The organism is Methylobacterium sp. HMF5984, assembly GCF_045033435.1.
Lineage (GTDB): Bacteria > Pseudomonadota > Alphaproteobacteria > Rhizobiales > Beijerinckiaceae > Methylobacterium.
In genome coordinates this window covers 3,671,333-3,693,562 of sequence record NZ_JBJFLN010000001.1, presented here as the reverse complement: position 1 = coordinate 3,693,562, position 22,230 = coordinate 3,671,333, and the positions used below count along the sequence as shown (strand labels likewise).

Annotated in this window: 22 protein-coding genes and 1 pseudogene; 12 read left to right on the top strand and 11 right to left on the bottom strand. The window is 71.4% G+C overall.

What is annotated here, in order from left to right:
• Positions 1 to 55 precede the first annotated feature (55 nt).
• Positions 56 to 616: a Uma2 family endonuclease gene (locus tag ACFZ8E_RS17905; RefSeq protein WP_243945705.1), complete on the bottom strand. Its 561-nt coding sequence runs from the start codon at positions 614 to 616 to the stop codon at positions 56 to 58.
• Positions 617 to 687: 71 nt separating this feature from the next.
• Entirely contained in the window at positions 688 to 2,145 is a 1,458-nt protein-coding gene (locus ACFZ8E_RS17900; RefSeq protein WP_405043386.1) for a homospermidine synthase, read from the bottom strand.
• Between the two features lie 376 nt (positions 2,146 to 2,521).
• Between ACFZ8E_RS17900 and ACFZ8E_RS17895 the strand changes: the two genes are divergently transcribed.
• The 4 genes from ACFZ8E_RS17895 (at position 2,522) to ACFZ8E_RS17880 (ending at position 7,523) form a co-directional block, all read left to right on the top strand.
• The gene (locus tag ACFZ8E_RS17895) at positions 2,522 to 2,692 is read left to right on the top strand and encodes a hypothetical protein (RefSeq protein WP_187274656.1); all 171 of its coding nucleotides are present in this window, start codon (positions 2,522 to 2,524) and stop codon (positions 2,690 to 2,692) included.
• A 107-nt stretch (positions 2,693 to 2,799) separates the two neighbouring features.
• Positions 2,800 to 3,480, top strand: a complete 681-nt coding sequence (locus ACFZ8E_RS17890) for an invasion associated locus B family protein (RefSeq protein WP_243945700.1) — start codon at positions 2,800 to 2,802, stop codon at positions 3,478 to 3,480.
• 83 nt (positions 3,481 to 3,563) lie between these two features.
• A complete protein-coding gene (locus ACFZ8E_RS17885; RefSeq protein ID WP_244030818.1) occupies positions 3,564 to 3,953 on the top strand; it encodes a hypothetical protein in 390 nt (129 codons plus the stop codon).
• 156 nt (positions 3,954 to 4,109) lie between these two features.
• Positions 4,110 to 7,523 carry a hypothetical protein gene (locus tag ACFZ8E_RS17880; RefSeq protein WP_405043385.1) on the top strand — a complete coding sequence of 1,138 codons (3,414 nt, stop codon included), beginning with the start codon at positions 4,110 to 4,112 and terminating at the stop codon, positions 7,521 to 7,523.
• 120 nt (positions 7,524 to 7,643) lie between these two features.
• Here the strand turns inward: ACFZ8E_RS17880 and ACFZ8E_RS17875 are convergent, their stop codons facing one another.
• The 5 genes from ACFZ8E_RS17875 to ACFZ8E_RS17855 all read right to left on the bottom strand — a co-directional run bounded on the left by ACFZ8E_RS17875 (position 7,644) and on the right by ACFZ8E_RS17855 (position 10,578).
• A complete protein-coding gene (locus ACFZ8E_RS17875; RefSeq protein ID WP_243987838.1) occupies positions 7,644 to 7,835 on the bottom strand; it encodes a hypothetical protein in 192 nt (63 codons plus the stop codon).
• A 147-nt stretch (positions 7,836 to 7,982) separates the two neighbouring features.
• Positions 7,983 to 8,234 (bottom strand): DUF4926 domain-containing protein, encoded by a 252-nt coding sequence (locus tag ACFZ8E_RS17870; RefSeq protein ID WP_405043384.1) that lies wholly within the window; start codon positions 8,232 to 8,234, stop codon positions 7,983 to 7,985.
• Between the two features lie 63 nt (positions 8,235 to 8,297).
• On the bottom strand, positions 8,298 to 9,059 hold the full coding sequence (fliP, locus tag ACFZ8E_RS17865) for a flagellar type III secretion system pore protein FliP (protein ID WP_279596288.1): 762 nt from the start codon (positions 9,057 to 9,059) through the stop codon (positions 8,298 to 8,300).
• A gap of 80 nt (positions 9,060 to 9,139) precedes the next feature.
• Positions 9,140 to 10,198: a lysylphosphatidylglycerol synthase domain-containing protein gene (locus ACFZ8E_RS17860; RefSeq protein WP_405043383.1), complete on the bottom strand. Its 1,059-nt coding sequence runs from the start codon at positions 10,196 to 10,198 to the stop codon at positions 9,140 to 9,142.
• Entirely contained in the window at positions 10,195 to 10,578 is a 384-nt protein-coding gene (locus tag ACFZ8E_RS17855; RefSeq protein ID WP_405043382.1) for a hypothetical protein, read from the bottom strand. The genes ACFZ8E_RS17860 and ACFZ8E_RS17855 overlap by 4 nt, the downstream gene beginning before the upstream one ends.
• A gap of 228 nt (positions 10,579 to 10,806) precedes the next feature.
• Between ACFZ8E_RS17855 and ACFZ8E_RS17850 the strand changes: the two genes are divergently transcribed.
• From ACFZ8E_RS17850 to ACFZ8E_RS17835, 4 genes are all read left to right on the top strand, one after another.
• Positions 10,807 to 12,114, top strand: coding sequence for a capsule biosynthesis protein (locus tag ACFZ8E_RS17850; RefSeq protein WP_405043381.1), 1,308 nt, complete (start codon positions 10,807 to 10,809; stop codon positions 12,112 to 12,114).
• A 77-nt stretch (positions 12,115 to 12,191) separates the two neighbouring features.
• The gene (locus tag ACFZ8E_RS17845; RefSeq protein WP_147728782.1) at positions 12,192 to 12,479 is read left to right on the top strand and encodes a hypothetical protein; all 288 of its coding nucleotides are present in this window, start codon (positions 12,192 to 12,194) and stop codon (positions 12,477 to 12,479) included.
• Between the two features lie 190 nt (positions 12,480 to 12,669).
• Complete coding sequence (locus tag ACFZ8E_RS17840; protein ID WP_405044407.1) at positions 12,670 to 13,857, top strand: M20 aminoacylase family protein; 1,188 nt, start codon at positions 12,670 to 12,672, stop codon at positions 13,855 to 13,857.
• Positions 13,858 to 14,112: 255 nt separating this feature from the next.
• A complete protein-coding gene (locus ACFZ8E_RS17835) occupies positions 14,113 to 14,448 on the top strand; it encodes a diguanylate cyclase (RefSeq protein ID WP_243945691.1) in 336 nt (111 codons plus the stop codon).
• A gap of 82 nt (positions 14,449 to 14,530) precedes the next feature.
• Here ACFZ8E_RS17835 and ACFZ8E_RS17830 read toward each other — a convergent pair whose 3' ends face one another.
• The gene (locus ACFZ8E_RS17830) at positions 14,531 to 15,928 is read right to left on the bottom strand and encodes a leucyl aminopeptidase family protein (protein WP_405043380.1); all 1,398 of its coding nucleotides are present in this window, start codon (positions 15,926 to 15,928) and stop codon (positions 14,531 to 14,533) included.
• A 107-nt stretch (positions 15,929 to 16,035) separates the two neighbouring features.
• On the opposite strand from ACFZ8E_RS17830, the gene ACFZ8E_RS17825 reads away from it, so the two are divergent.
• Positions 16,036 to 16,833, top strand: a complete 798-nt coding sequence (locus ACFZ8E_RS17825) for a tetratricopeptide repeat protein (protein ID WP_405043379.1) — start codon at positions 16,036 to 16,038, stop codon at positions 16,831 to 16,833.
• Between the two features lie 99 nt (positions 16,834 to 16,932).
• On the opposite strand, the gene ACFZ8E_RS17820 is transcribed toward ACFZ8E_RS17825, so the two are convergent.
• Both ACFZ8E_RS17820 and ACFZ8E_RS17815 read right to left on the bottom strand, forming a co-directional pair.
• Positions 16,933 to 17,676, bottom strand: a complete 744-nt coding sequence (locus ACFZ8E_RS17820; protein WP_243937242.1) for an RNA methyltransferase — start codon at positions 17,674 to 17,676, stop codon at positions 16,933 to 16,935.
• A 74-nt stretch (positions 17,677 to 17,750) separates the two neighbouring features.
• Positions 17,751 to 18,299: a formaldehyde-activating enzyme gene (locus ACFZ8E_RS17815; protein WP_147725869.1), complete on the bottom strand. Its 549-nt coding sequence runs from the start codon at positions 18,297 to 18,299 to the stop codon at positions 17,751 to 17,753.
• Between the two features lie 213 nt (positions 18,300 to 18,512).
• On the opposite strand from ACFZ8E_RS17815, the gene ACFZ8E_RS17810 reads away from it, so the two are divergent.
• Positions 18,513 to 19,727 (top strand): NADP-dependent isocitrate dehydrogenase, encoded by a 1,215-nt coding sequence (locus tag ACFZ8E_RS17810; RefSeq protein ID WP_405043378.1) that lies wholly within the window; start codon positions 18,513 to 18,515, stop codon positions 19,725 to 19,727.
• Positions 19,728 to 19,873: 146 nt separating this feature from the next.
• A pseudogene (locus ACFZ8E_RS17805) lies at positions 19,874 to 20,332 on the top strand (hypothetical protein); the annotation flags it as partial.
• Positions 20,333 to 20,573: 241 nt separating this feature from the next.
• Here the strand turns inward: ACFZ8E_RS17805 and ACFZ8E_RS17800 are convergent.
• Positions 20,574 to 21,248, bottom strand: a complete 675-nt coding sequence (locus ACFZ8E_RS17800; protein ID WP_405043377.1) for an esterase/lipase family protein — start codon at positions 21,246 to 21,248, stop codon at positions 20,574 to 20,576.
• 162 nt (positions 21,249 to 21,410) lie between these two features.
• On the opposite strand from ACFZ8E_RS17800, the gene ACFZ8E_RS17795 reads away from it, so the two are divergent.
• A complete protein-coding gene (locus ACFZ8E_RS17795) occupies positions 21,411 to 22,205 on the top strand; it encodes an inositol monophosphatase family protein (protein WP_147725872.1) in 795 nt (264 codons plus the stop codon).
• Positions 22,206 to 22,230 lie beyond the last annotated feature (25 nt).

Genomic DNA, 22,230 nt, shown 5'->3' with positions numbered 1-22,230 from the left:
CTGGGCGAGCGTACCATAGATGGGTCCGCCCGCGACCGGCGTCAGCCGCGGGCGTTCAGAATTCCACCCGGGCGTAGATGTCGGCTACAGCGAGCGTGCCGCCGAGCTCGGGCAGGTCGATCACGTCGCCCCGTCCCAGCATCCGCATCGCCCATCCGGCGTCGCGCCGCCAGACCTCGGCCCGGGCATCGTCCTGATAGACGATCAGGAAGACCTGCAGCGCCGCGACCGTGCGGAAGAAATCGGTCTTGCGGCCGCGATCCATGCTCATCGTCGAGGGGGACAGTACCTCGGCGACGAGCAGCGGGTCGCGGGTGTAGCCGTCGCGGGGCAGCGGGCCGCACTGGACCACGATGTCGGGGATCGGCGCGAAGTCGTCCATCTCCGCGCTGAGCACGGCGAGGCCGGGGAGGGCGCTGCAGCCCCTGCGCTCGGCGAGTTCGTCGAGGCGCCGGACCAGGTTCGCGACGATGCGCTGGTGACGCCCGCTCGTCGGCGACATCAGCGTCGGTACGCCGTCGAGCAGCTCCCAGCGCTGGTCGTCCGGCTTGGACGCGACCCAATCCTGGTATTCGGCGACGCCCATGCGCGCGTCGCGTCGTCGGGCAACGGCCATCGCGGCCTCCTCCGGTGAGGCCGCGATGGTAGCAGTCCGGGGCCGGTCCGCAACGGCGCGGACGCTCGGGTTCAGCCGTGCACGAGCACGTTGCGGAACTGCCAGGGGTCGCTGGCGTCGATGTCCTCCGGGAACAGGCCCGGGCGGCCGGCCAGCGGCGTCCAGTCGGTGTAGACGCCGACGACGGGGCCGAGATACGGGGTCTGGACTTCGAGGCAGCGGCGGAAGTCCATCTCGTCGGCCTCGACGATGCCGGCCTCGGGGTTCTCCAGCGCCCAGACCATGCCGGCGAGCACCGCCGAGGTCACCTGAAGGCCGGTGGCGTTCTGGTAGGGCGCGATCCGGCGCGTCTCCTCGATCGAGAGCTGCGAGCCGTACCAGTAGGCGTTCTTTTTGTGGCCGTAGAGCAGCACGCCGAGCTCGTCGATGCCGTCCTCGATCTCGTTCTCGTCGAGGATGTGGTGCTTCTCCTGCACCTTGCCGGCATTGCCGAACATCTCGTGGAGCGACAGCACGGCGTCGTTGGCCGGGTGGTAGGCGTAGTGGCAGGTCGGGCGGTAGGCCGCGCGCTCGCCCTGGAGAACCGTGTAGTAGTCCGAGATCGAGATCGCCTCGTTGTGAGTCACGAGGAAGCCGAACTGCGACTGCGCAGTCGGGGTCCACGAGCGCACGCGGGTGTCGGCGCCGGGCTGCAGCAGGTAGATCGCGCAGCGCGAGCCCTTCTCCTGCTCGCGGGCGTTCTCGGGCATCCAGGTCTCGTGCGTGCCCCAGCCGAGCTCGGCCGGCTGGTTGCCCTCCGAGACGAAGCCCTCGACCGACCAGGTGTTGACGAACACGCCCTGCGGCTTCGGATGCTTGGCGCGCTGGGTGTCGCGCTCGGCGATGTGGACGCCCTTGACGCCGACCTCGCGCATCAGCGCGGCCCATTCGGCGCGGGACTTCGGCTCGGGCGTGGTCACGCCGGTGTCCTTCGCGATGTTCAGCACCGCCTGCTTGACGAACCACGAGACCATGCCGGGATTGGCGCCGCAGCACGAGACCGCGGTGGTGCCGCCGGGGCTGGCGGTGCGCGCGTCCAGGATGTCCTGCCGCAGCGCGTAGTTGGTGCGGTCGCCCTGGCTCTTCTCCTTGTCGAAGTAGAAGCCCGGCCACGGCTCGGCGACGGTGTCGATGTAGAGGGCGCCGAGCTCGCGGCACAGCTCCAGGATCGCGCGCGACGAGGTGTCGACCGAGAGGTTGACGCAGAAGCCCTGGCCGCCGCCCTCGGCGAGAAGGGGCGTGAGCACGTCGCGATAATTCTCGCGGGTTAGCGCGACCGTCTCGAAGCGCAGGCCGTGCTTGTCGGCGAGAGACCGGTGCGAATCATCCGGATCGATCACGGTGAAGCGGGCACGGTCGTATTCGAAATGGCGCTCGATGAGCGGAAGCGTGCCGCGACCGATCGATCCGAACCCGATCATCACAATGGGTCCGCTGATGCGGCCGTGGATCGGCCCTCTGTTCGGCCCTTGGTTCGGCGTGTCGGTCATGGCTCGGGCGGTCCTTCGGATGTGCGCGGCGCGCAGGGGCGGCTCGGGTTAGGCGGCCGATGTGACGATGGGGCGACAGGCCGGGCTCGTCCGCGAACGGGCGTCCGCGACGGCCCCCCGGCCCGGGCGCCGATCCCGGTCGGCGATTGATCGCGGCGCGGGGTATGTCCGGCCCTAGTGCCGCCTCGTGCCGTGAGGGTCAACCGCGCAACGCCCGCGCGGCGAGCAGAGTCATTGACGAAGTGTTGCTGCGGCATGCGATGACTGCATGCGAGCCCCACCGAACCTCATGTTGCGTGCACCGCACAACGCTCGCATGCTGCACTGCGAAATCGATCACGATCCGTGCCGGATCATCGATCGAACGGAGTCCGCCATGCTGTCCGTCCTCACCGCCCGCGTTCCGGTACCTGCCGACGAGCCGCAGGACCGCGATCCCGGTTTCCTGACCCTCGCCTTCACGGTCGTGCGCGTCCTCCGGCGCGAGGGCCGCAGCGCCTTCGAGCGGCGTTGCGCCCGCGCCGCCGAGACGCTGCCGCACGCTTGATCCTGTTGCGGCGCCGGTCGTATCCACCGGCACCGGATTGCGCAGCCTCGGCTTGACCGCTAGGCGGCTTCCTCAACGCCACATCGGCCGAGGGGGCCGTTCTTCGCATGTCGCCGATCCGCGCATCCCGCCGTCCCGCGATCCTCGCCTCCGTCCTGATCGCGCTGTCGATCGGCACAGTCCCGTGCGCCGCACAGGAAGAGGCGTCGGAGGCTCCGCCCGAGGCCGCGCCGAAGGTCAAGCCGAAGCCGCGCCCGCCCGCGCCGAAGCCGGCCCCGAAGGCGACGCCGGCCGCCGCCCCTGCCGCGCAGGCTGCGCCTGCCAAGACCGCGGCGGTCTGGCCAGCCGGCGCACTCTCCATCACCGAGAATTACGGCGACTGGACGCTGAGCTGCAGCCGTGCCGAGCCGGCGACGTCGTGCATGCTGATGCAGTCGCAGGGGGACAACAAGACCGGCAAGCGCCTGTTCGCCTTCGAATTGCAGGCGCCCAAGGACGGGCGGTCCGAGGGGCTGATCCTGATGCCGTTCGGCCTGGCGATCGACCCGGGCATCACCTTCAAGCTCGACGACGTGGTGCTCGGCAAGGGCGCGCCCTACATCTCGTGCGGATCCGAGGGCTGCCTGGTGCCGATCAGCTTCCCGACGCTCGCCACCGACGCGATGCGGACGGCCAAGACCCTTCAGGTGATCGGGGTGAAGTCCGGGACCAACGATCCGCAACCGATCGCCGTGCCGCTCGGCGGGTTCGCACCGGTCTGGGACCGGGCGATCGCCCTGAGCAACTGACGCGCGGCGAGCAAGGCGACGCGCGGGACATCGACCCGCCGCGCCACGACACCGGCAAGCGAGACGACGAGGAGAGCCCGAGCATGCGCGACCCGATGATCCTGGCGGCCCTGCTCGCCTGCCTCGCCGGCCCGCTCGCGGCGCAAGAGTCGAGCCCGCCCGGTGCGCCGCCGGACTCGATGCCCGACGCACCGCCGATGGACAAGAAGCGGGTCATGGCCGCGCGGCTCGCCGGGCTGGTCGGCTTCGCCAACACCTCCTGCCCGGACATCCAGGGCGATCCCGCGCTTCTGAAATCGGCCGTCGAGCGCCTCGGGATCGATCCGCAGGACCTGGAGCAGGGCGAGCTGGCGGCGATCTCGCGCTCGTATGTCGAGACCTATCGCAAGGACGTTCCGGCCAATTGCCAACGCGCGATCGAGACGTTCGGCCCGTCGAGCCGAATCGTCCCGAACCTGATCGTCAAGCGCTGAGCGTCGCGCGGCCTCCCATCGGGAATGCCGTTGGGACGGCGGCGGCGACCACGATTAAGCGCACGTTAGCCGCAATCCGGCAGTGTCGGCCCTCAGCGGCGTCGGAGCGTTGCGTCCCTCGTCCGGGGCGCCCGCCGCCCCGGGTGCGGCGTATCGATGGGCGCGAGGCTTGAGACGGGACCAGGGGTCCGCCGCACGCCCCGCAGCGCGGGCCTCGCGCTCGCCGTCCTGATCGGCCTCGGGCTGCCGGCCCAGGCGGCGAAGCTCCTCGCCGTCGCCGGCACCGATGCGCAGGGCTATGCGCGAATCGCCTTCACCTTCGACAGCGCGGTCTCGATCAAGGCGCGGCTCTCGAACGGCGTGCTGGTGCTCGGCTACGCCGAGCGGACCGAGGCCGGGCCGGAGCGGCTGGTCTCGCAGCTGCCCGATTACCTCACTGCCGTCCGGCGCGATCCCGACGGCAGCGGCCTGCGGCTCGCCCTGCAGCGGACCGTGCGCGTCAACGTGCAGGACGCCGGCGAGAAGGTCTTCGTCGACCTCCTGCCCGAGAGCTGGACGAGCCTGCCGCCGCCGCTGCCCCCGGAGATCGTCGCCGACCTGGCCCGGCGTGCGCGTGCCGCGGAAGCGATCCTGAAATCGCGCAACCCCGCACCTGTGCGCCGGCCGCTCGGCGTCGAGGTCGCGAAGCTGCCGACGCTCACCCGCCTGACGGTGCGGCTGCCCGAGGGCGCCGAGGCGACCGTCGGCCCGGAAGGTGGCGCAACGCGGCTGCGCATCCTGGGGGCCTACAGCTTCGACCTGTCCGAGACCCGTGGCCGGCTGCGCCAGGACATGGCCCGCCTGACCGCGTCGGCCGACGATGCCTCGGCCGGGCTCGTGGTGGCGGCGGGCGATGCTTTCACGGTCTCGACCGACCGCGACGACGACACCGTGGTGTTCGACATCGTCGCCAAGAAGGACGCCGCCGCCAAGGCCGAGGCGGCTGCCAGGGCGGAGCAGGCTGCCAAGGCCGAAGCCGCGACCAAGGCCGAACCTGCGACCAAGCCCGAACCCGCGAGCAAGGGAGAGCCGCCGAGCCGGGTCGCGCCCAGGACCGGGGATGCCAAAGCCTCCGCCACGGCCGATGTTCCGGCGGCCGCCGGACCACCGGGCACCGCGGCGCCGAACCGGCCACCGGCGCCCGAGCCGCCCGAGCGGCAGGCCGGGTCCGGCCTCGTCTTCCCGTTCGCCAAGCGCCCGGCGGTCGCATTGTTCGAGCGCGGCGGGGTCGCGACCCTGGTCTTCGAGACCGGCGAGCCGGTCGCCCTCCCGACCGGCGGGTCGGGCGGCCTACGCGCCCTCGGCGAGCCGGTGCGGACGGGTGCGCTGACGGCGTTGCGCTTCGCCGTCCCGGCCGGGACCTTGCTCGATCTCGTGCCCGCGCGTGCCGGGTCCGCCGCCGGCGCCTGGGAGCTGACCGCGGGGGACGACCTCGGCCCGAGCGACACCCTCGCGCCGGCGCGCCTGCCCGACGCCGCCGGCCACGGGCGCGTCGCGGTCGGCCTGCCGCAACCCGCCAGCGCGGCATGGCTCGATCTCGACGGCGAGCGCATCGCCGTCGTCACCGCGCGCGGCTGGAAGCCCGCCGGCATCGCGAAGCGCCAGCGCTTCGTCGATTTCGAGCTGCTGCCGAGCCGCTTCGGCCTCGCCGTGCTGGCTCAGGCCGACGACCTCACCGTGCGTCCCGACCTCGACGGCGTGGTCATCGGGCGCGAGGGCGGCCTCGCGGTCTCGTCCGTGGCGCGGCCCCCCGAAGCGCCGCTCGCCGAGGCCTCGAACCTCGCGATCCAGCGCGAGCCCTGGGAGCAGGCGCGCCTCGGCGACGTGCGCGAGACGATCCGGGCACAGTTCGGCGCCTCGATCGCGGCGTCCGCCGGAACGCGCGGCCCGCTGCGGCTCACCCTCGCGCGCACCCAGCTCGCCAACGGCCTCGCGCCCGAGGCCCTGACCACCCTCGACGCGGCCTCGGCCGACGACCCCCTGGTGGCGAGCGGCCGCGACACCGCGATCCTGCGCGCCGCGGCGCTCGCCGCGATCGGCCGAAATGCAGAGGCGCGTCGGGTGCTCGCGACCGAGGCGCTGCAACGCGATCCCGAGGCAGTGCTGTGGCGCGCGGTCGCCGACGGGCAGGCGGGACGCTGGCACGACGCCGAGGCCGGCTTCCAGCGGACCTTGCCGGTGATCGAGCGCTACCCGCTCGCCCTGCAGGCGACGATCCGCACGCTGGCGGCCGAATCCGCGCTCGAGACCGGTGACCTCGACACCGCATTGCAGCGGGTCGCGCGGCTCGCGACCGCCGAGCCGACACCGTTGGAGCGGGACCGCGTCGCCCTGGTCCGGGCCCGCGTCGACGAGGCGACCGATCGGACCAAGGCCGCGCTCGACGCCTACGATCGCCTCGCCGAATCGGGCGAACGACCGGCGGCGGCGGCGGCGGCTCTGCGCGGCACGCTGCTCGCGCGCGAGACCGGCAAGATCACTCCCGACGAGGCGATGGACCGGCTCGAGCGGCTGGCGATCACCTGGCACGGCGGCGAGATCGAGAACGCGATCACCGCCGGGCTCGCCCGGCTCTACATGGCGGCCGGGCGCTATCGCGACGCCTTCACCGCCGTGCGGGCCGCCGATGCCATCGGCTCCGATGCACCCGAGACCCGGGCGCTGCACGACGAGGCGATGGCGCTGTTCGACGAGCTGTACCTCTCGCCGCGGGGCGATTCGCTCAGCGGGATCGACGCGGTGGCGCTGTACTTCGACTTCAAGGACTTCGCGCCGATCGGGCGGCGGGGCGACGCCGTGGTGCGTCGGCTGGCCGAGCGGCTCGTCGGCCTCGACCTGCTCGATCCCGCCGCCAACCTGCTCCAGTACCAGATCGACAACCGCCTCACCGGACCGAGCCGATCGAGCGTCGCGACGCAGCTCGCCTCGATCCGTCTCATGGACGGCAAGCCGCTGATGGCGCTGGAGGCGATCGAGGGAACCTACCTGCCCGAGCTTCCCCGCGACCTGCGCCGCGCCCGGTCGCTGCTGCGCGCGCGTGCGCTGTCCGACCTGTCGCGGACCGATCTCGCGCTCGAGACGATCGAGGGCGAGGCCGGCCCGGACGCGGCGCGGCTGCGGGCGGACATCCTGTGGTCGGCGCGGCGCTGGCGCGAGGCCGGGGAGGCGCACGAGGCCCTGCTCGGTGACGCGTGGCGCTCCGGCAAGGTGCTCGACGACGCGGCCCGCGCCGACGTGATCCGCGCCGGCATCGCCTACGACCTCGCGGTCGAGCCGATCGGGCTCGAGCGGCTGAAGGCCAAGTTCTCGGATGCGATGGCCGACAGCGCCGATGCCCGCACCTTCGCGCTGCTGACCAGCGCCGACGCGACCAAGAAGCCGGGGTTCCGCGAGATCGCCCAGAAGGCGACGAACGCCGAGACCCTGGCGGCCTTCCTCGCCGAGTACCGCAAGCGCTACCCGGACGCCTCGCTCCCCGCCCGCGGCGAGCCCGAGAAGCGCGCCGACGGGCAGGCGACGCCGCCAGGCTGAGCATCGTCGGACCTGGCGGTGCGGCCTCGCCGGATGGCGATGCGTCCGCCGCATGCATTCGTCATCGGAGCGGTTGCCGTGATCGCGGCCTTCGCTTCGTCGGGTCGATGGGCGAAGGCATCAGCGCGTCAGCGGCACCGCGGTGATGAGGCGCCAAGCGATCGCCGCTTGTTGCTGCCAGACGACGCGGACGCGCGGGCGCCGTCCATCCGGGGCAGCGATCGGCCCCTCGACGACGAGGCGCACGCGACCGTCGACCTGGACCAAGCGAAGGGCTTCCGTGCCGTAGAGTGCGTCGGCTTGTGCCAGCAAGGCTCGGCCGAGATCTTGCGGCCGGGACGAACCCGAAAGACAGGAAGAAGCGCGCCTTCGGGCCGCCTGTCGGATGTTCGGGGTTGAGGAGGTAGTCGACCAGCTTGCCGTCCGGAATCTCGAGGACCGGCCACCAGCCTTCGTCGATCAAGGAACCGAGCGCCCCGTTCGCACAAGCTGCGCTGCCTCGACGGTGGCGAGCGCGCCGGGTGGTTCCGGGAACTCGACCTCGTAGGCCTCGCCGGCCCCCCAGACCGCGACCACGGTTCCCGCGGCGCCGACCGGGATCATGTCGCCGTCCATCGTCACGACACTGGCAAGCACGCGCGCGTCGTCGAGATCCCGCAGCGGAGCGCCGGGATCGGTCCGCCGCGTGAGGTGGATGGTGTCGACCGACATGGGCTCAGGATGGGCCGCGCCGGGCGGCTCGTCAATGTGAGCTTTCCGCGAACGAAGCCCGCGTCAGCTTCCCCCGTAGCTCTGCACCAGCGACCCGGCAACGAGCGTCCAGCCGTCGACCAGCACGAAGAAGATCAGCTTGAACGGCAGCGCCACGGTCGCCGGCGGCACCATCATCATGCCCACCGCCATCAGCACGGAGGCGACCACGAGGTCGATGATCAGGAACGGGATGAACAGCAGGAAGCCGATCTCGAAGGCGCGGCGCAGCTCCGAGATCATGAAGGCCGGCGTGACGATCTCGAGGCCGACCGCCTCGGGCCCGGAGGGCACCGGCACCTTGGCCATGTCGAGGAACAGCTTCAGGTCCTTCTCGCGGACGTTCTTCAGCATGAACGCCTTGAACGGCGCCGACGCCCGCTCGAAGGCCTGCCCCTGCGTGATCTGGTTGGCGAGCAGCGGCTCGATGCCGGCGCGGTAGGCTTCGCGCCCGGTCGGCGCCATCACGAAGGCGGTAAGGAACAGCGCGAGGCTGACGATCACCGTGGTGGGCGGCGCGGTCTGGGTGCCGAGCGCCGAGCGCAGGATCGACAGCACCACCACGATCCGCGTGAACGCGGTCGCCATCACCAGGACCGAGGGCGCCAAAGCCAGCACGGTGATGAGCGCGACGAGCTGCAGCGCGCGCTCGCTGGCGCCCCCCGCCCCGAGATCCACGGTGAGGCTCTGCGCGGCGGCCGGACCCGCGCCGAGCGCGAGCGCGAAGACGGCGAGCCCGAGACGACGCGGGATCCGGAAACGAGGATGGATGTCGGCGGGCTTCATGGCGCCGGCACCCTGGGGCGGGTTCTCGGGCCGTGCAAGCCTGGAGGACGGATCGAGCCTTGCGGACGGGCCGCGCGCGCTCATGGCGTCGGCGAGCCCACGGTGCCGCGGCGCGATTCGAGGTTCTGCCACACGATCAGGGAGGGCAGGCCGAGCACCACGTCGGGGACGCGCTTGGCGAGCGACAGGGCGATGGCGGTGCCGGGATCGATGCCGAACAGCGCGCCGACGATCACGAAGCCGCCCTCCTGCACGCCGAGCCCGCTCGGGATCGGGAAGGCCGCCGACTTGATCGCCTGGCTCAGGGCCTCGATCACCAGGACCTCGGGCACGGTCACGCCCTCGACGCCGATGCAGGCGAGCACGATGGCGATCTCGGCCGCGCCCAGCGTCCAGGCGAGGGCGTGCAGCAGGACCGATTGCAGCAGCCGCAGGCGCCGTCCGCGGCCCCAGACCGCATCGAGCGCATCCTGCACGCTGCCGCCCTCGCTGCGGGCCGGCTCGGCCTCGCGCACGAAGCGCCGTGAGAGCGCGCCGAGCTTGCGCTCGACGAAGCGCGCCGCACCCGTGCGCTGGAAGGCGAAGAAGGCGGCGAGCACGAGGCCGGCGACCGCGAGCGCCCGCAGCACCCAGCGCGCGAGCTCGGCGGCCGGCTCGCCCTCCACCTGCATCAGCAGGCCGGCGCCGAGCAACGCGAACAGCGCCTGCGTCCCGACCTGGAACAGCATGTCGGCGAGGATCGAGGCGGCTGCGAGCGGCCCGGCGACGCCCCAGAAGGTCAACAGCCGGCCGCCGACCACGTCGCCCCCGATGGAGGCGACCGGCAGAAGCACGTTGATGCCCTCGCGCACGAAGCGCAGGGTGGCGAAGGCGGGAAGGCCGGCCGGCGACAGGCCGTCGAGGATGCGCTGCCAGGCGACCGCGCAGATCGTCACGATGGCCGCCCGCATCATCACGACGGCGGCCAGGCCCAGGAACCCGATCCGGCCGAACGCGTCGGCGACGGCTCCGAGGTCGTTGGTGGCGACGAGCCAGACGGCTAGGCCGAGGCCGAGCACGGTGCCGGCCAGCGGCAGGCGGCGCAGGATCGCCCGCGCGACCCCGGGCCGGCCCGCGCGGGAGGCCCCCGGCGCCGTCACGCGGCCGCGTCCCGATCGTCTCCGGCCTCCGGATCGTGCGACGGCGCGGCCGGTCTCCGGCACGGCAGCAGCTGGGCGGCGATCTCGGCCGCGGGCGCCGTCGGGTCGATCAGCAGGATCCGCCCGCCCGCGACGCTGGCCCCGGTGGCGACGGCGACGAGGCGCTTCGGGCAGGGGCCGAGGCATCCGGTCTCGACGATCCGAAGCTTCGCTCCGGGCCGGGCCTGCTTCAGGCCGGCCTTCACCCGGTCGCGGATCGCCCGCTTGGGCAGGCCCTGGCGCTTGGCGCACTTCGTGCAGACCGCCACCACCTCGGAGAACTTAGCCTTCGCCGTTCGGACGGGTCGGGCAGATGCGACGTCGGCGGGATCCGTTTTCATCGCACATCGGGTAGGACGGGGACGGGCGGCGCGCAACCGCGGCGGATCGTGCCGGCCGCCGCAGGCTGCGCACCGCCGACGCCTTAAAAAGGGCCGAAAAGAACGGGATTGCGGCACCGCTCCGATCGCGAGCGGGCCTCGTCTCGAAAGCGAGCCGGCGAGGTCGCACGGCGCGGCCGTCTCCGTCACGGCGCGGTCGAACGAGCAGAGCGCAGGAAACCGGAACGGATGAGCGTCGACGAGGTCAGGCAAGGCGATCGGCTCCGCGGCCTTCTGCAGGTCGCGCAGCGGTCTGTGACCGAGCTTCGGCGCGGTGCCGAGACGATCGAGACGATCCGCGATCCGGCCCGGCGCTCGCTGGTCCAGCGCACCCGCGAGAGCCTCGCCTGGACCCGCCTGCCGGGCCTCAGCCCGGTCGACGCGGAGCCGAAGAGCTACGTCGCCCGGCTGGTCCAGCGCTTCAGCCTGTTCGTCCTGCTGCCGACCGCGGTCGTCGGGTTCTACCTGTTCGCGATCGCGTCGGACCAGTACATCGCCGAGGCGCAGTTCGCCGTGCGCGGCAACGTCGAGCCGATGGAGAACGTGTCGCTCGGCGAGTACACCAGCCTGATTCAGAAGCACAACAGCCAGGACAGCTACATCGTCCGGGACTTCATCAACAGCCAGGCGATGGTCGACGCCGTCGAGAAGAGCCTCGGCGTGTCGCAGATGTTCTCTCGCAAGGAAGCCGACTTCTGGGCGCGCTATCGCACGCCGCAGCCGATCGAGGAGCTGACGAAGTACTGGCAGGAGCACGTCCAGGCGCGGATCGACGCGATCTCGGGCGTGATCCAGCTGTCGGTCCGCGCCTTCACGCCGGAGGACGCCCTGGCGATCGCCAAGGACGTCGTCGGCCGCTCCGAGGTGCTGATCAACGAGATCTCGCGACGCGCGCAGGCCGACATGGTCAAGCAGGCCGAGATCGATTCGGCGGCGGCGCAGGAGCGGCTGCGCAAGGCGACGCTGGACATCCAGCGCTACCGCAACCACTGGGGCATCATCGATCCGATCAAGTCGGCGGAGGGCACCCTGCTGACGATGATGACCCTGCGCAAGGAGAAGCTGAAGGCGGAGAACGACCTCCAGGTGCTGCGCGGCTCGAACCTCGACGAGAAGTCCCGCTCGATCCAGGTCCTCGCCGCGACGGTGGCGGCGATCGACGGCCAGATGAAGACGCTGCAGGACCAGCTGACCACCGACGGGGGCGCCGCCGGCGGCGCGACCATGACCAACGCGCTGCTCGAATACGAGGGCCTGATGGTCGAGCGCACCATCGCCGAGAAGCTCAACGAGATGGCGAACACGCTGCTCGACCGGGCGCGCGTCTCCGCCGGCAAGCAGCACATCTTCCTCACGGCCTTCGTGCCGCCGATGATCCCGACGGATTCGCTCTATCCCAAGCGCTGGCGCCAGCTCGCGGTGCTGTTCTTCTGCTTCGTGGTGCTGTGGAGCTCGGTGTCGCTGATCGTTGGCGGGATCAGGGACCAGCGGATCTGAGCGGGCGCAGCGCCCGATAGGGCCGGCCCGCATCCGGGTCCGGCCGCCCCCCCTCGAGCGGACCCGATCGCACGCCCATGCCGGACTTCTCCGACCTCGTCGCCCAGGCGATCAAGCCGACCATGAACCGGGCCGAGCGCGAGGCGGTCTACGGGGTGGTGCGGCAGGCGGTGCTGCGCCTGCGCGAGCGCGAGGGCATGGCGCCCGACGATCCCCGCCTCGCGATCCAGCATCACCTCGTCGAGGAGACGATCCGCGACGTCGAGGCCGACATCGCGCGCTTCGAGGCGATGCGGAAACTGGACGCGGCTCTCGCGGCGCAGACGCTCGCCCACAACGACGGCGGATCGGGGCGCCGCCGCTGAGGCGATACGCCGTCGCTCCCGCGTTGACCGGAGCGTTGGCCCCCTGTTTGCTGGTGGGACCTGCCGGCCGCGACGACCGGAGCCGAAGGCCTTCCGATCCATGCCGTTGCCACACCCGTCCGCCGAACCTCCGATCGCCCGTGATGCCCATGTCCGCGGCGCGGCCGCCGAGGACCGATCCACGGGCGGCCTGCCGGAGATCCGGCGCTTCGCTGACGAGATGGCCGCCTGGCGGCACGACCTGCACGCCCATCCCGAGCTGCTCTACGACGTCACGCGCACCGCCGGCTTCGTCGCCGACAAGCTCGCGGCCTTCGGCTGCGACGCGGTCGAGACCGGCATCGGCCGGACCGGCGTCGTCGGCGTGATCCGGGGCAGGGGAAACGGGGCCGGACACGGCGCGGGCCAAGCCGCCGCCCGCACCCTGGGTCTGCGCGCCGACATGGACGCCCTGCCGATCCAGGAGGTGCGCGACCTCGCCTACCGCTCGACCGTGCCGGGCAAGATGCACGCCTGCGGGCACGACGGGCACACCGCGATGCTGCTCGGCGCCGCGAAGTACCTCACGGCCACCCGCAACTTCGACGGGACGGCGGTGCTGATCTTCCAGCCGGCGGAGGAGGGCGGCGGCGGCGGCGAGGCGATGGTCGAGGACGGGCTGATGGAGCGCTTCGGCATCGATGCGGTCTACGGGATGCACAACATCCCCGGCCTCGCGCTCGGATCCTTCGCGATCCGTCCCGGCCCGATCATGGCCTCGACCGACCGCTTCACCCTGACGATCGAGGGACGCGGCGGCCACGCCGCCCTGCCGCACAACGCGATCGACAGCGTCGTGGTGGCGAGCCACGTGGTGATCGCCCTGCAATCGATCGTGTCGCGCACCATCGACCCGCTGCAATCGGCCGTGGTCTCGGTCTGCGCGCTCGAAGCCGGCGAAGCCTTCAACGTGCTGCCGCAGACGGTGACGATGCGCGGCACCATGCGCGCGCTCTCGACCGCGGTGCGCACGGCGACGAAGGCGCGGATCGTGGCGATCGTCGAGCAGGTCTCGGCCGGGTTCGGCGCGGTCGGCAGCGTCGACTTCGGATCGAGCTACCCCGTGACCGAGAACCACCCGGCGGAAGCGGCCTTCATGGCCGACGTCGCCGCCGGCCTCGTCGGCGAAGCGCGGGTCGACCGCGCCGTCGCGCCGATGATGGCGGCCGAGGACTTCTCCTACATGCTCGGCCGGCGCCCCGGCGCCTACCTGTTCCTCGGCAACGGCGACAGCGCCGCGCTCCACCACCCGCACTACGATTTCTGCGACGCCGCCGCCCCGCTCGGCGCCTCGCTTTGGGCACGGCTGATCGAGACGGGGCTGCCGCTGGCGGGATGAGACGTGGACGCGCAAGCGTCTCCGGGTCGCGGCTGTCGACGCGGGAAGATGAGAGCGCCGCCATTGCTCGATCATCGCGGTCGCGGCGACCGTCGCCGACACGCGCGCTGTTGTATATCTCGGCGCGCAAGCGCGTGCAGCCTCGTGACCACGCGGCGTGAGGATGTCGGGCATGCGGCAAGCCTGCATCGCGGGCGTCGTCCAGCTTCGCGAGCGGACCGTCGACCGCTACGGCCATCCGGTCGGCGACGAGACTTGACGCTGTTCGCCGAGACCGTACGCGAGGGGACGGGGTCCGATGCGCTCCTCGTCCGTCTCGGCGGCGAGGCGTTCGCCGCGCTCCTGCCCGGCTGCGACCGGCAGCCGGCGCTCGGCCGCGGCGCGGCGATCGCGCGCCGGTTCGCTGCGGCGGCGACGGGGGCGGACGGCCTCGCGATCCACGCCACCGTCAGCGGCGGGCTCGCGGCCCCGGAGGGCCGCGATCTCGCCGAGAGGCTCGCGAGCGCCGACGGCGCGCTGTACCGGGCAAAAGTCCTCGGTCGGAACCGCATCGAGGCCGCCGGCCCGGAGGCGCTGGCCGCCGCGGCCTAGCGGCCCGGCTCCGGCCCGCGACGAGCCCGGCAGGCGAGCCGACGACGATGTGGGCCAACTTCCCCCACGGAGATCCCGCGTGTCACGCCGCCGGGTAGCGCTCCTTGAGCAGCGCGTAGACCAGGCGCGCGGTCTGCACCTCGCCGCCCTCCGGCCGGCCGGGCTTGGCCGAGGGGTTCCAGCCGTAGAGGTCGAGGTGGACGTGGCTCTTGGTGCTCGGGGCGAAGCGGCGCAGGAACAGCGCGGCGGTGATCGCCCCGGCGAAGGGGCCGCCGGAGACGTTGTTGAGGTCGGCCACCTTCGAGGCGAGCAGGCTCGCATAGGGCGCGTGCAGCGGCAGGCGCCAGACCGGATCGGCCGCGGCGCGGCCCGCCGCCTCGAACGCGGCGGCGAACGCGTCGTCCTCGGTGAAGAACGCCGGCAGGTCGGGGCCGAGCGCCACGCGGGCGGCGCCGGTGAGCGTCGCGAAGTCAATCAGCAGCTCGGGCGCGTCGGCATCAGCGAGCGCCAGCGCGTCGGCGAGGATCAGCCGGCCCTCGGCATCGGTGTTGCCGATCTCGACGGTGAGCCCGGCGCGGCTGCGGATCACGTCGCCGGGGCGGAAGGCCTCGCCGGAGATCGCGTTCTCCACAGCCGGGATGAGCAGGCGCAGCCGCAGGCGCAGGCCGGCGCCCATCGCCATGTCGGCGGCGGCGAGGGCTGCGGCTGCGCCGCCCATATCCTTCTTCATCAGCAGCATGCCGGCCGACGGCTTGATGTCGAGGCCGCCGGTGTCGAAGGCGACGCCCTTGCCGACCAGCGTCACCCGCGGCGCGTCGGCCGGCCCCCAGGTGAGGTCGATCAGCCGGGGCGGGCGGGTCGAGGCGGCGCCGACCGCGTGGACCAGCGGGAAATCGCGCTCGATCTCGGCGCCGGCGATGACCGTGATCGTCGCCCCGTGCCGCTCGGCCAGCGCACGCGCCGCCGCCTCGATCTCGGCCGGGCCGAGGTCGTTGGCCGGCGTGTTGACAAGGTCGCGCCCGAGCGCGACCGCGGCGGCGATGCGATCGGTGTCGGCGGCGTCGATTCCCTCCGGCGCGACGAGGCGGGGGCGCTCCGGCCCGGCGGGGCGGTAGCGCGAGAAGCGATAGGATCCGAGCAGCCAGGCGAGCGCCGCCTCGGCCGGCGCCTCGGCATCCGCGAAGGCGTAGGTGCCGGGCGGCAGCAGGCCGGGGAGCTTGCCGGCGAGAAGCCGATCGTGGCCGGCCGCGTCGGTCTCGCCGAGGCCGAACAGCACGCGGGCGAGCGTCCCGTCGGCGGCGGGCAGCAACGCCACCTGCCCGGGCTTGGCCGCGAAGCCGATCGCCCCCGCATAGGTCCGCTGCGCGGCGTCGAGGCCGGCTTCGATCCTCGGCCACCCGTCCTTCGCGACCAGGGAGATCGGGATGCCGGAGGTTCCGGCCGGCAACAGGGGCGGAAGGGACGGTGCGGTGTCTGTCATGCGGTCCTGGCCGGGCCGGGCGCTTAACCCCGGGTTAGGGTTAACGCTCTATCACCGTCCCGTCCGGCACGGGAAGAACCTCCTGCCGGACCTCGACGGAGCATTCCATGATCGCGGCCCTCCGGCCGAATACGGCCCCGTTCGCCCGGGGTTCGGCCCCCCGCCTGGTCGCCGCCTGCCTGGTCACCCTCGTGGCCGCTGGGTGCCAGTCGCGCTCGCCCGAGACCACCGGCTCGATCGACGCCCCGCGCATCGCGGCCGGGCAGGTCGAATCGCTCGCCGAATCCTACGCCGCCAACCCGAACGATCTCGGCATCGCGATGCGCTACGCGCAGGCGCTGCGGGCCACCGACCAGCGCGCCCAGGCGAGCGCGGTGCTGCAGCAGGCCGCCCTGCGGAACCCGCGCAACACGGCGGTGCTCGGCGCCTACGGCAAGTCCCTGGTCGAGGTCGGGCGGCTGCAGGAGGCGCAGGACGTGCTGCAGAACGCCCATTCCCCGGCGCAGCCCGACTGGCGCATCCTGTCGGCGCAGGGCTCCGTCTCCGACCAGCTCGGCGACCACGCCCGCGCGCAGAGCTTCTACGAAGCGGCCCTCAAGATCCGCCCCGACGAGCCCTCCGTCCTGTCCAATCTCGGTTTGTCCTACGCGCTGGCGCGCCAGCTCGACCGCGCCGAGGAGACGATGCGCGTCGCGGTCTCGCGGCCCGGCGCAGACGCGCGGGTGCGCGGCAACCTCGCCCTGGTGCTCGGCCTGAAGGGCCGGTTCGACGAGGCCGAGGCGATCCTGCGCCGCGACCTGCCGCCCGCGGAGGTCGCCGCCAACCTCGCCTCGCTGCGCAGCCTCGCCGCCCAGTCGAGCCGCGCCGCGGCCGCCTCGGCCCGCAAGCCGGCCGATCGCAGCTAGAGCATCTTCAAGCGAGGTGGATCCCGGCTCGCGTGAAGACAATGCGATCTCTCGACAAGATAGAGCGTTTTTCGTGATCCGGGGATCACCAAAAATCCTCTAGGACGCGTCGTCCGGTCGGCGCCGCGCCCCGCGTTCGAGCGCCTTGAGCGCACCGCGGAAGGTGCGCACGTCCTGGTCGGTCAGGCTCATGCGGTGGAGGCGGTCGCGCATGTTGCGGGCGATGATCTCGCGCTTCTGCGGCGGGTAGAATCCGGCGCGCGCAAGCGTCGCCTCGAGGATATCGAACAAGGAGAGCAGCGCCTCGCGGGTCGCCTGCGGCGCCCGGATCTCGCCTGTGAAGCGCGGTCGGGCGAGGCCCGCCGCGCGCCGCCACTCGTAGCCGACCAGCAGCACGGCCTGGGCGAGGTTGAGCGACGGGAATGCCTCGGCGACGGGAAAGGTGACGATGGCATCGGCCAGCGAGACCTCGTCGTTCAGGAGCCCGACGCGCTCGCGGCCGAACATCACCCCGACCTTCTCGGCGTTCGCGCCGCGCTCGGCCGCCTCCGTCATCGCGGCGTCGGGCAGCAGCACGCGCTTCATCTGCCCGCGCTCCCGCGCGGTGGTCGCGAGCAGCATGGTGAGGTCGGCGACGGCGTCTGGAAGCGTCGCGAAGACCTTGGCGGCGTCGAGCACGTGCGTCGCGCCGGAGGCGGCCTCGCGCGCGCCCTTCTTCGGCCAGCCGTTGCGCGGCGCGACGAGCCGCAGCTCCGACAGCCCAAAATTCGCCATGGCGCGGGCGGTCATGCCGATGTTCTCGGCCAGCTGCGGTTCGACGAGGATGACGACGGGGGCGCTCATGCGCGGCGCTCTCGCATGGACGTCCGCCGTGCGGAAGGGCCGCCGGCCGGACCGGAGGGTCTCGGCGGCAAGGATCAGATCTTCCCGTCGAGGCCCATCTGATAATACTTGTGCACGATCTTGTCCTGGTTCTCCAGCAGCCAGTCGATCGAGGGCTCGTTGGTCATCGCCTTGCGGATCGCCTCCGTCATGCCGCGGCGCTGGATGTCGAACAGCGCCTTGTGGTCGACGGTCTCGGCCTGGATCACGCCGGGGCTGAGCCAGACCGAGCAGATGATGCCGAGGTCGTTGGCCTTCTCCTTGGGGATGTAGCCGGCGCGGACCGCATCGAGCACGCCGTTGGCGATGGCGAACTGCACCGTGCCCATCAGGATCGAGGTGTACTTCGATTCCGTGACGCTGACCTTGGAGACGCACAGCGTCACCGGCCGTACCATGATGTCGGTGTTCAGCAGCGCGAAGACGCGGGAATGGCCGACGACCTGGTCGCCGGTCAGCGTGGCCAGCGCGGTGCCGACCGGCCCGTCGAGCTCGCCGATGATCACCTCCGGCTCGGATGCGGTGTTCGGCGGCCCGCCGGCGACCAGCGCCTCGCCGGCCCGCAGGATGATGCGCTCGCTCATGGTTGCTCCTCACGCGTGATGGATGCGCGCTGATCCCAGCCGGACGGCCGGATGTCCACCCCTAAGCGCCGCACGGCCGAGCTTGCATGACAGCCCCGGCGGCCTGTCCGCGCCCCCGGCTTTCGCCCGGGAAACGCCCGCGCTATGACCCGCCCCGCGGCCGCACGGCATTTGCATGGGGCCCGCCCGGATTACCACGGAAGGCAGCGGCTCATGGACAAGATCAAGGTGGCGAAGCCCGTCGTCGAGCTCGACGGCGACGAGATGACCCGGATCATCTGGTCCGAGATCAAGAACAAGCTGATCCACCCCTATCTCGACCTGGACCTCGACTATTACGACCTCGGCGTCGAGCATCGCGATGCCACGAACGACAAGGTGACGGTCGACGCGGCCGAGGCGATCAAGCGCCACGGCGTCGGCGTGAAGTGCGCCACCATCACCCCCGACGAGCAGCGCGTCGAGGAGTTCAAGCTCAAGGAGATGTGGCGCTCGCCCAACGGCACGATCCGCAACATCCTCGGCGGCGTCATCTTCCGCGAGCCGATCATCTGCAAGAACGTGCCCCGCCTCGTGCCGGGCTGGACCCAGCCCTTCGTCATCGGCCGCCACGCCTACGGCGACCAGTACCGCGCCACCGACTTCAAGGTGCCGGGCAAGGGCCGCCTGACGATCAAGTTCGAGGGCGACGACGGCACCGTGATCGAGAAGGAGGTGTTCAAGTTCCCGGCCGCCGGCGTCGCGATGTCGATGTACAACCTCGACGACTCGATCCGCGACTTCGCCCGCGCCTCGCTGAACTACGGCCTCGCCCGCAAGTACCCGGTCTACCTGTCGACCAAGAACACCATCCTCAAGGCCTATGACGGCCGCTTCAAGGACCTGTTCCAGGAGGTGTTCGACGCCGAGTTCAAGGGCAAGTTCCAGGCGCTCGGCATCACCTACGAGCACCGGCTGATCGACGACATGGTCGCCTCGTGCCTGAAGTGGTCCGGCGGCTACGTCTGGGCCTGCAAGAACTACGACGGCGACGTGCAGTCCGACACGGCGGCGCAGGGCTTCGGCTCGCTCGGCCTGATGACCTCGGTGCTGATGACGCCGGACGGCCAGACCGTCGAGGCCGAGGCCGCGCACGGCACGGTGACGCGCCACTACCGCGAGCACCAGAAGGGCAAGGAGACCTCGACCAACTCGATCGCCTCGATCTTCGCCTGGACCCGCGGCCTCGCCCACCGGGCCAAGCTCGACGGCAACGCCGAGCTCGCCAAGTTCGCGACGACGATCGAGACCGTCTGCGTCGACACCGTCGAAGCGGGCTACATGACCAAGGATCTCGCCCTCCTGGTCGGGCCCGAGCAGAAGTGGCTCTCCACCACCGGCTTCCTCGACAAGGTCGACGAGAACCTCAAGGCGGCGATGGCGGACTGAGGCCCTATCGCGCCGGGCGGACGGCTCCGCCCAGCATGTCGCGCAACCGATCCGGGAAGCGGCCGTCGCGCAGGAAGGCGAGGGCCGCTTCCGCCACGTCGGGATGGTTCATCAGTATTCCTTACCAAGCGACGCAGCGATGGTCGCACTCGGTCCTCGGCGCCGGCATCCTCGCCGGCTTCCCGGTGGTCGACATCAAGGTCGAGCTGATCGACGGCGCCTATCACGACGTCGACTCCTCGGCGCTGGCCTTCGAGATCGCGTCCCGGGCGGCGCTGCGCGAGGCCCTGCAGAAGGGCGGCTCCGTGCTGCTCGAGCCGGTGATGAAGGTCGAGGTCGTCTCGCCGGAGGAGTATACCGGCTCGGTGATCGGCGATCTCAACTCCCGCCGCGGCCAGATCCAGGTCCAGGACATGCGCGGCAACGCGAACGTCGTCAACGCCATGGTGCCGCTCTCTGGCATGATCGGATATGATCGACGGCTGCACTCGCTGGCTGGCGGTCGCGCTACGGTGGCCATGAGCTTCAGTCACTATGCTCCGGCATCATCGCCTGGTTGGGATCCATCCCCTCCGGCGGCGCCAGCGATGGCGTTGCGAGCATAAGGCTTAATTCGAGCGGCGCACGGCGATTGCGCCCTCGTCATGACGATAATGGTCGGTGCTGATGCCGCCCGGCAGCCAGACCGTCGGTCGGGGCCGACGCCGAACACGGCACCGTGACGCTTCTCCACTGCGAGCACCGGAAGGGCGAGAAGGCCTCGGCCAACGCGATCACCTCGGATCTTCGCTTGGACGGGAACCGTCGCGTACCGGGACAAGCTGGACGGCGAAGCGGCGATGGCGCCTACCGTGCCGGGCCAATGACGTCGTCCGGCAGATCATACAGATGGTCCGGGAAGCGGCCGTCCCTCAGGAAGGCGCCCGTCGCCTCGAACACGTCGGGATGGTTCATCAGCAGCGTATGCGCGGCATCCACGACAATCCAGTCGTGCGGTCCGGCGATGCGCGTGCGGGCGAGACCGACCAAGCCGTCGTGCGGGCCAGCAATGACACGTCCCGTGAACGGCAACCAAGCCCGCGTGCCGGCGATGATCCCGATCGAACAGGGTGGGATCGGCAGCTTGTCGGGCACGCCTGATCTCAGGTCGGCGAGTGCCGGACCAAGCATCGCCCGCGCGAGACGATACTGGAACAGGTGATCGGCCACTTCGCTGCCTCTGTTCGGCGGCGCCAACATCACGATAGCCCGAGAGTCATTCGGATCCGTCGCGAGGCAGCGCGCCACGAGTCCGCCCATCGAGTGGGTGACGAACGCGATGGCTCGACCGGTACGCTGCCGGAAAGCCTCGACCACAGGCTCGAGGCCCGTCGCACACGCATGAACCCCGCGGCTCTGCGAGGGATAGCCCGGGATGAGCGTTTGATGGCCCAGCGCTTCGAGGCGCCGCGCCAGCCGGGCCATGCTCCTCGGCGTCCGCCCAAGCCCGTGAAGCAGCACGATGGGGGTCAGTGACGACATCGCATCGCCTCGATCACCGCTCCTCGATTGCCAACCCGAATTGAATGCGGCGCCGGACCGGCCCGTGCGCGGATGACAGGCATACCCCGCCCGGCCCTCGATTCTGCGCCCGAGAGCGTTTAACGCGGCGTCAAACGACGCGCGAACGCTCGAGGCTCCCCGATGATCTCCTCTCCCCTGATGACCGTGATGGTCGATGCCGTGCGCAAGGCCTCGCGGGGGCTGCGGCGCGACTACGGCGAGATCGAGAACCTTCAGGTCTCGCGAAAAGGCCCCGGCGACTTCGTCTCGGCGGCCGACCGCAAGGCCGAGGAGGTGCTGCGCGACGCGCTGACGAAGGCGCGGCCGGGCTACGGCATGGTTCTCGAGGAATCCGGCATCGTCGAGGGCACCGACAAGAGCCATGTCTGGCACGTCGATCCGCTCGACGGCACCTCGAACTTCCTGCACGGCATCCCGCACTTCGCGATCTCGGTCGGGCTCGAGCGCGAGGGCCAGGTGGTCGCCGGCGTGATCTACGATCCGGTCAAGGACGAGCTGTTCGTGGCCGAGCGCGGCAAGGGCGCCTACCTCAACAACCGGCGCCTGCGCGTCTCGGGCCGGGTCGACATGGCCGACGCGCTGAGCGCCTACGGCACGCCCTATCTCGGCCGCGGCAACCATCCTCGCCTGCTGCGCGAGGTCGCCGCGGTGATGGCGGTCTCCGGCGGCACCCGCCGGATGGGCTCGGCGGCCCTCGACCTTGCCTACGTCGCCTGCGGCCGCCTCGACCTGTACTGGGAGCGCGACCTGCAGACCTGGGACATCGCCGCCGGCATCATCCTGGTGCGCGAGGCCGGCGGCTTCGTCACCTCGGCCGACGGCGCCTCGGAGCCCCTCGCCGCGAAGTCGGTGGCCTGCGGCAACGAGGGCCTGCACCGGGAGCTCGTCGCGATCCTGCGCAAGGTCAACGGCTGAGCGCCGAACTGGCCAGGGTGCGCGC

Excerpts from the sequence above, each read along its gene's own strand:
- ACFZ8E_RS17890 (WP_243945700.1), top strand. The coding sequence starts at position 2,800 with ATGTCGCCGATCCGCGCATCCCGCCGTCCCGCGATCCTCGCCTCCGTC.
- ACFZ8E_RS17870 (WP_405043384.1), bottom strand. The coding sequence starts at position 8,234 with ATGTCGGTCGACACCATCCACCTCACGCGGCGGACCGATCCCGGCGCT.
- ACFZ8E_RS17885 (WP_244030818.1), top strand. The coding sequence starts at position 3,564 with ATGCGCGACCCGATGATCCTGGCGGCCCTGCTCGCCTGCCTCGCCGGC.
- ACFZ8E_RS17800 (WP_405043377.1), bottom strand. The coding sequence starts at position 21,248 with ATGTCGTCACTGACCCCCATCGTGCTGCTTCACGGGCTTGGGCGGACG.
- ACFZ8E_RS17820 (WP_243937242.1), bottom strand. The coding sequence starts at position 17,676 with ATGAGCGCCCCCGTCGTCATCCTCGTCGAACCGCAGCTGGCCGAGAAC.
- fliP (WP_279596288.1), bottom strand. The coding sequence starts at position 9,059 with ATGAAGCCCGCCGACATCCATCCTCGTTTCCGGATCCCGCGTCGTCTC.
- ACFZ8E_RS17850 (WP_405043381.1), top strand. The coding sequence starts at position 10,807 with ATGAGCGTCGACGAGGTCAGGCAAGGCGATCGGCTCCGCGGCCTTCTG.
- ACFZ8E_RS17795 (WP_147725872.1), top strand. The coding sequence starts at position 21,411 with ATGATCTCCTCTCCCCTGATGACCGTGATGGTCGATGCCGTGCGCAAG.
- ACFZ8E_RS17855 (WP_405043382.1), bottom strand. The coding sequence starts at position 10,578 with ATGAAAACGGATCCCGCCGACGTCGCATCTGCCCGACCCGTCCGAACG.
- ACFZ8E_RS17900 (WP_405043386.1), bottom strand. The coding sequence starts at position 2,145 with ATGACCGACACGCCGAACCAAGGGCCGAACAGAGGGCCGATCCACGGC.
- ACFZ8E_RS17830 (WP_405043380.1), bottom strand. The coding sequence starts at position 15,928 with ATGACAGACACCGCACCGTCCCTTCCGCCCCTGTTGCCGGCCGGAACC.
- ACFZ8E_RS17845 (WP_147728782.1), top strand. The coding sequence starts at position 12,192 with ATGCCGGACTTCTCCGACCTCGTCGCCCAGGCGATCAAGCCGACCATG.
- ACFZ8E_RS17815 (WP_147725869.1), bottom strand. The coding sequence starts at position 18,299 with ATGAGCGAGCGCATCATCCTGCGGGCCGGCGAGGCGCTGGTCGCCGGC.
- ACFZ8E_RS17810 (WP_405043378.1), top strand. The coding sequence starts at position 18,513 with ATGGACAAGATCAAGGTGGCGAAGCCCGTCGTCGAGCTCGACGGCGAC.
- ACFZ8E_RS17895 (WP_187274656.1), top strand. The coding sequence starts at position 2,522 with ATGCTGTCCGTCCTCACCGCCCGCGTTCCGGTACCTGCCGACGAGCCG.
- ACFZ8E_RS17905 (WP_243945705.1), bottom strand. The coding sequence starts at position 616 with ATGGCCGTTGCCCGACGACGCGACGCGCGCATGGGCGTCGCCGAATAC.
- ACFZ8E_RS17880 (WP_405043385.1), top strand. The coding sequence starts at position 4,110 with ATGGGCGCGAGGCTTGAGACGGGACCAGGGGTCCGCCGCACGCCCCGC.
- ACFZ8E_RS17825 (WP_405043379.1), top strand. The coding sequence starts at position 16,036 with ATGATCGCGGCCCTCCGGCCGAATACGGCCCCGTTCGCCCGGGGTTCG.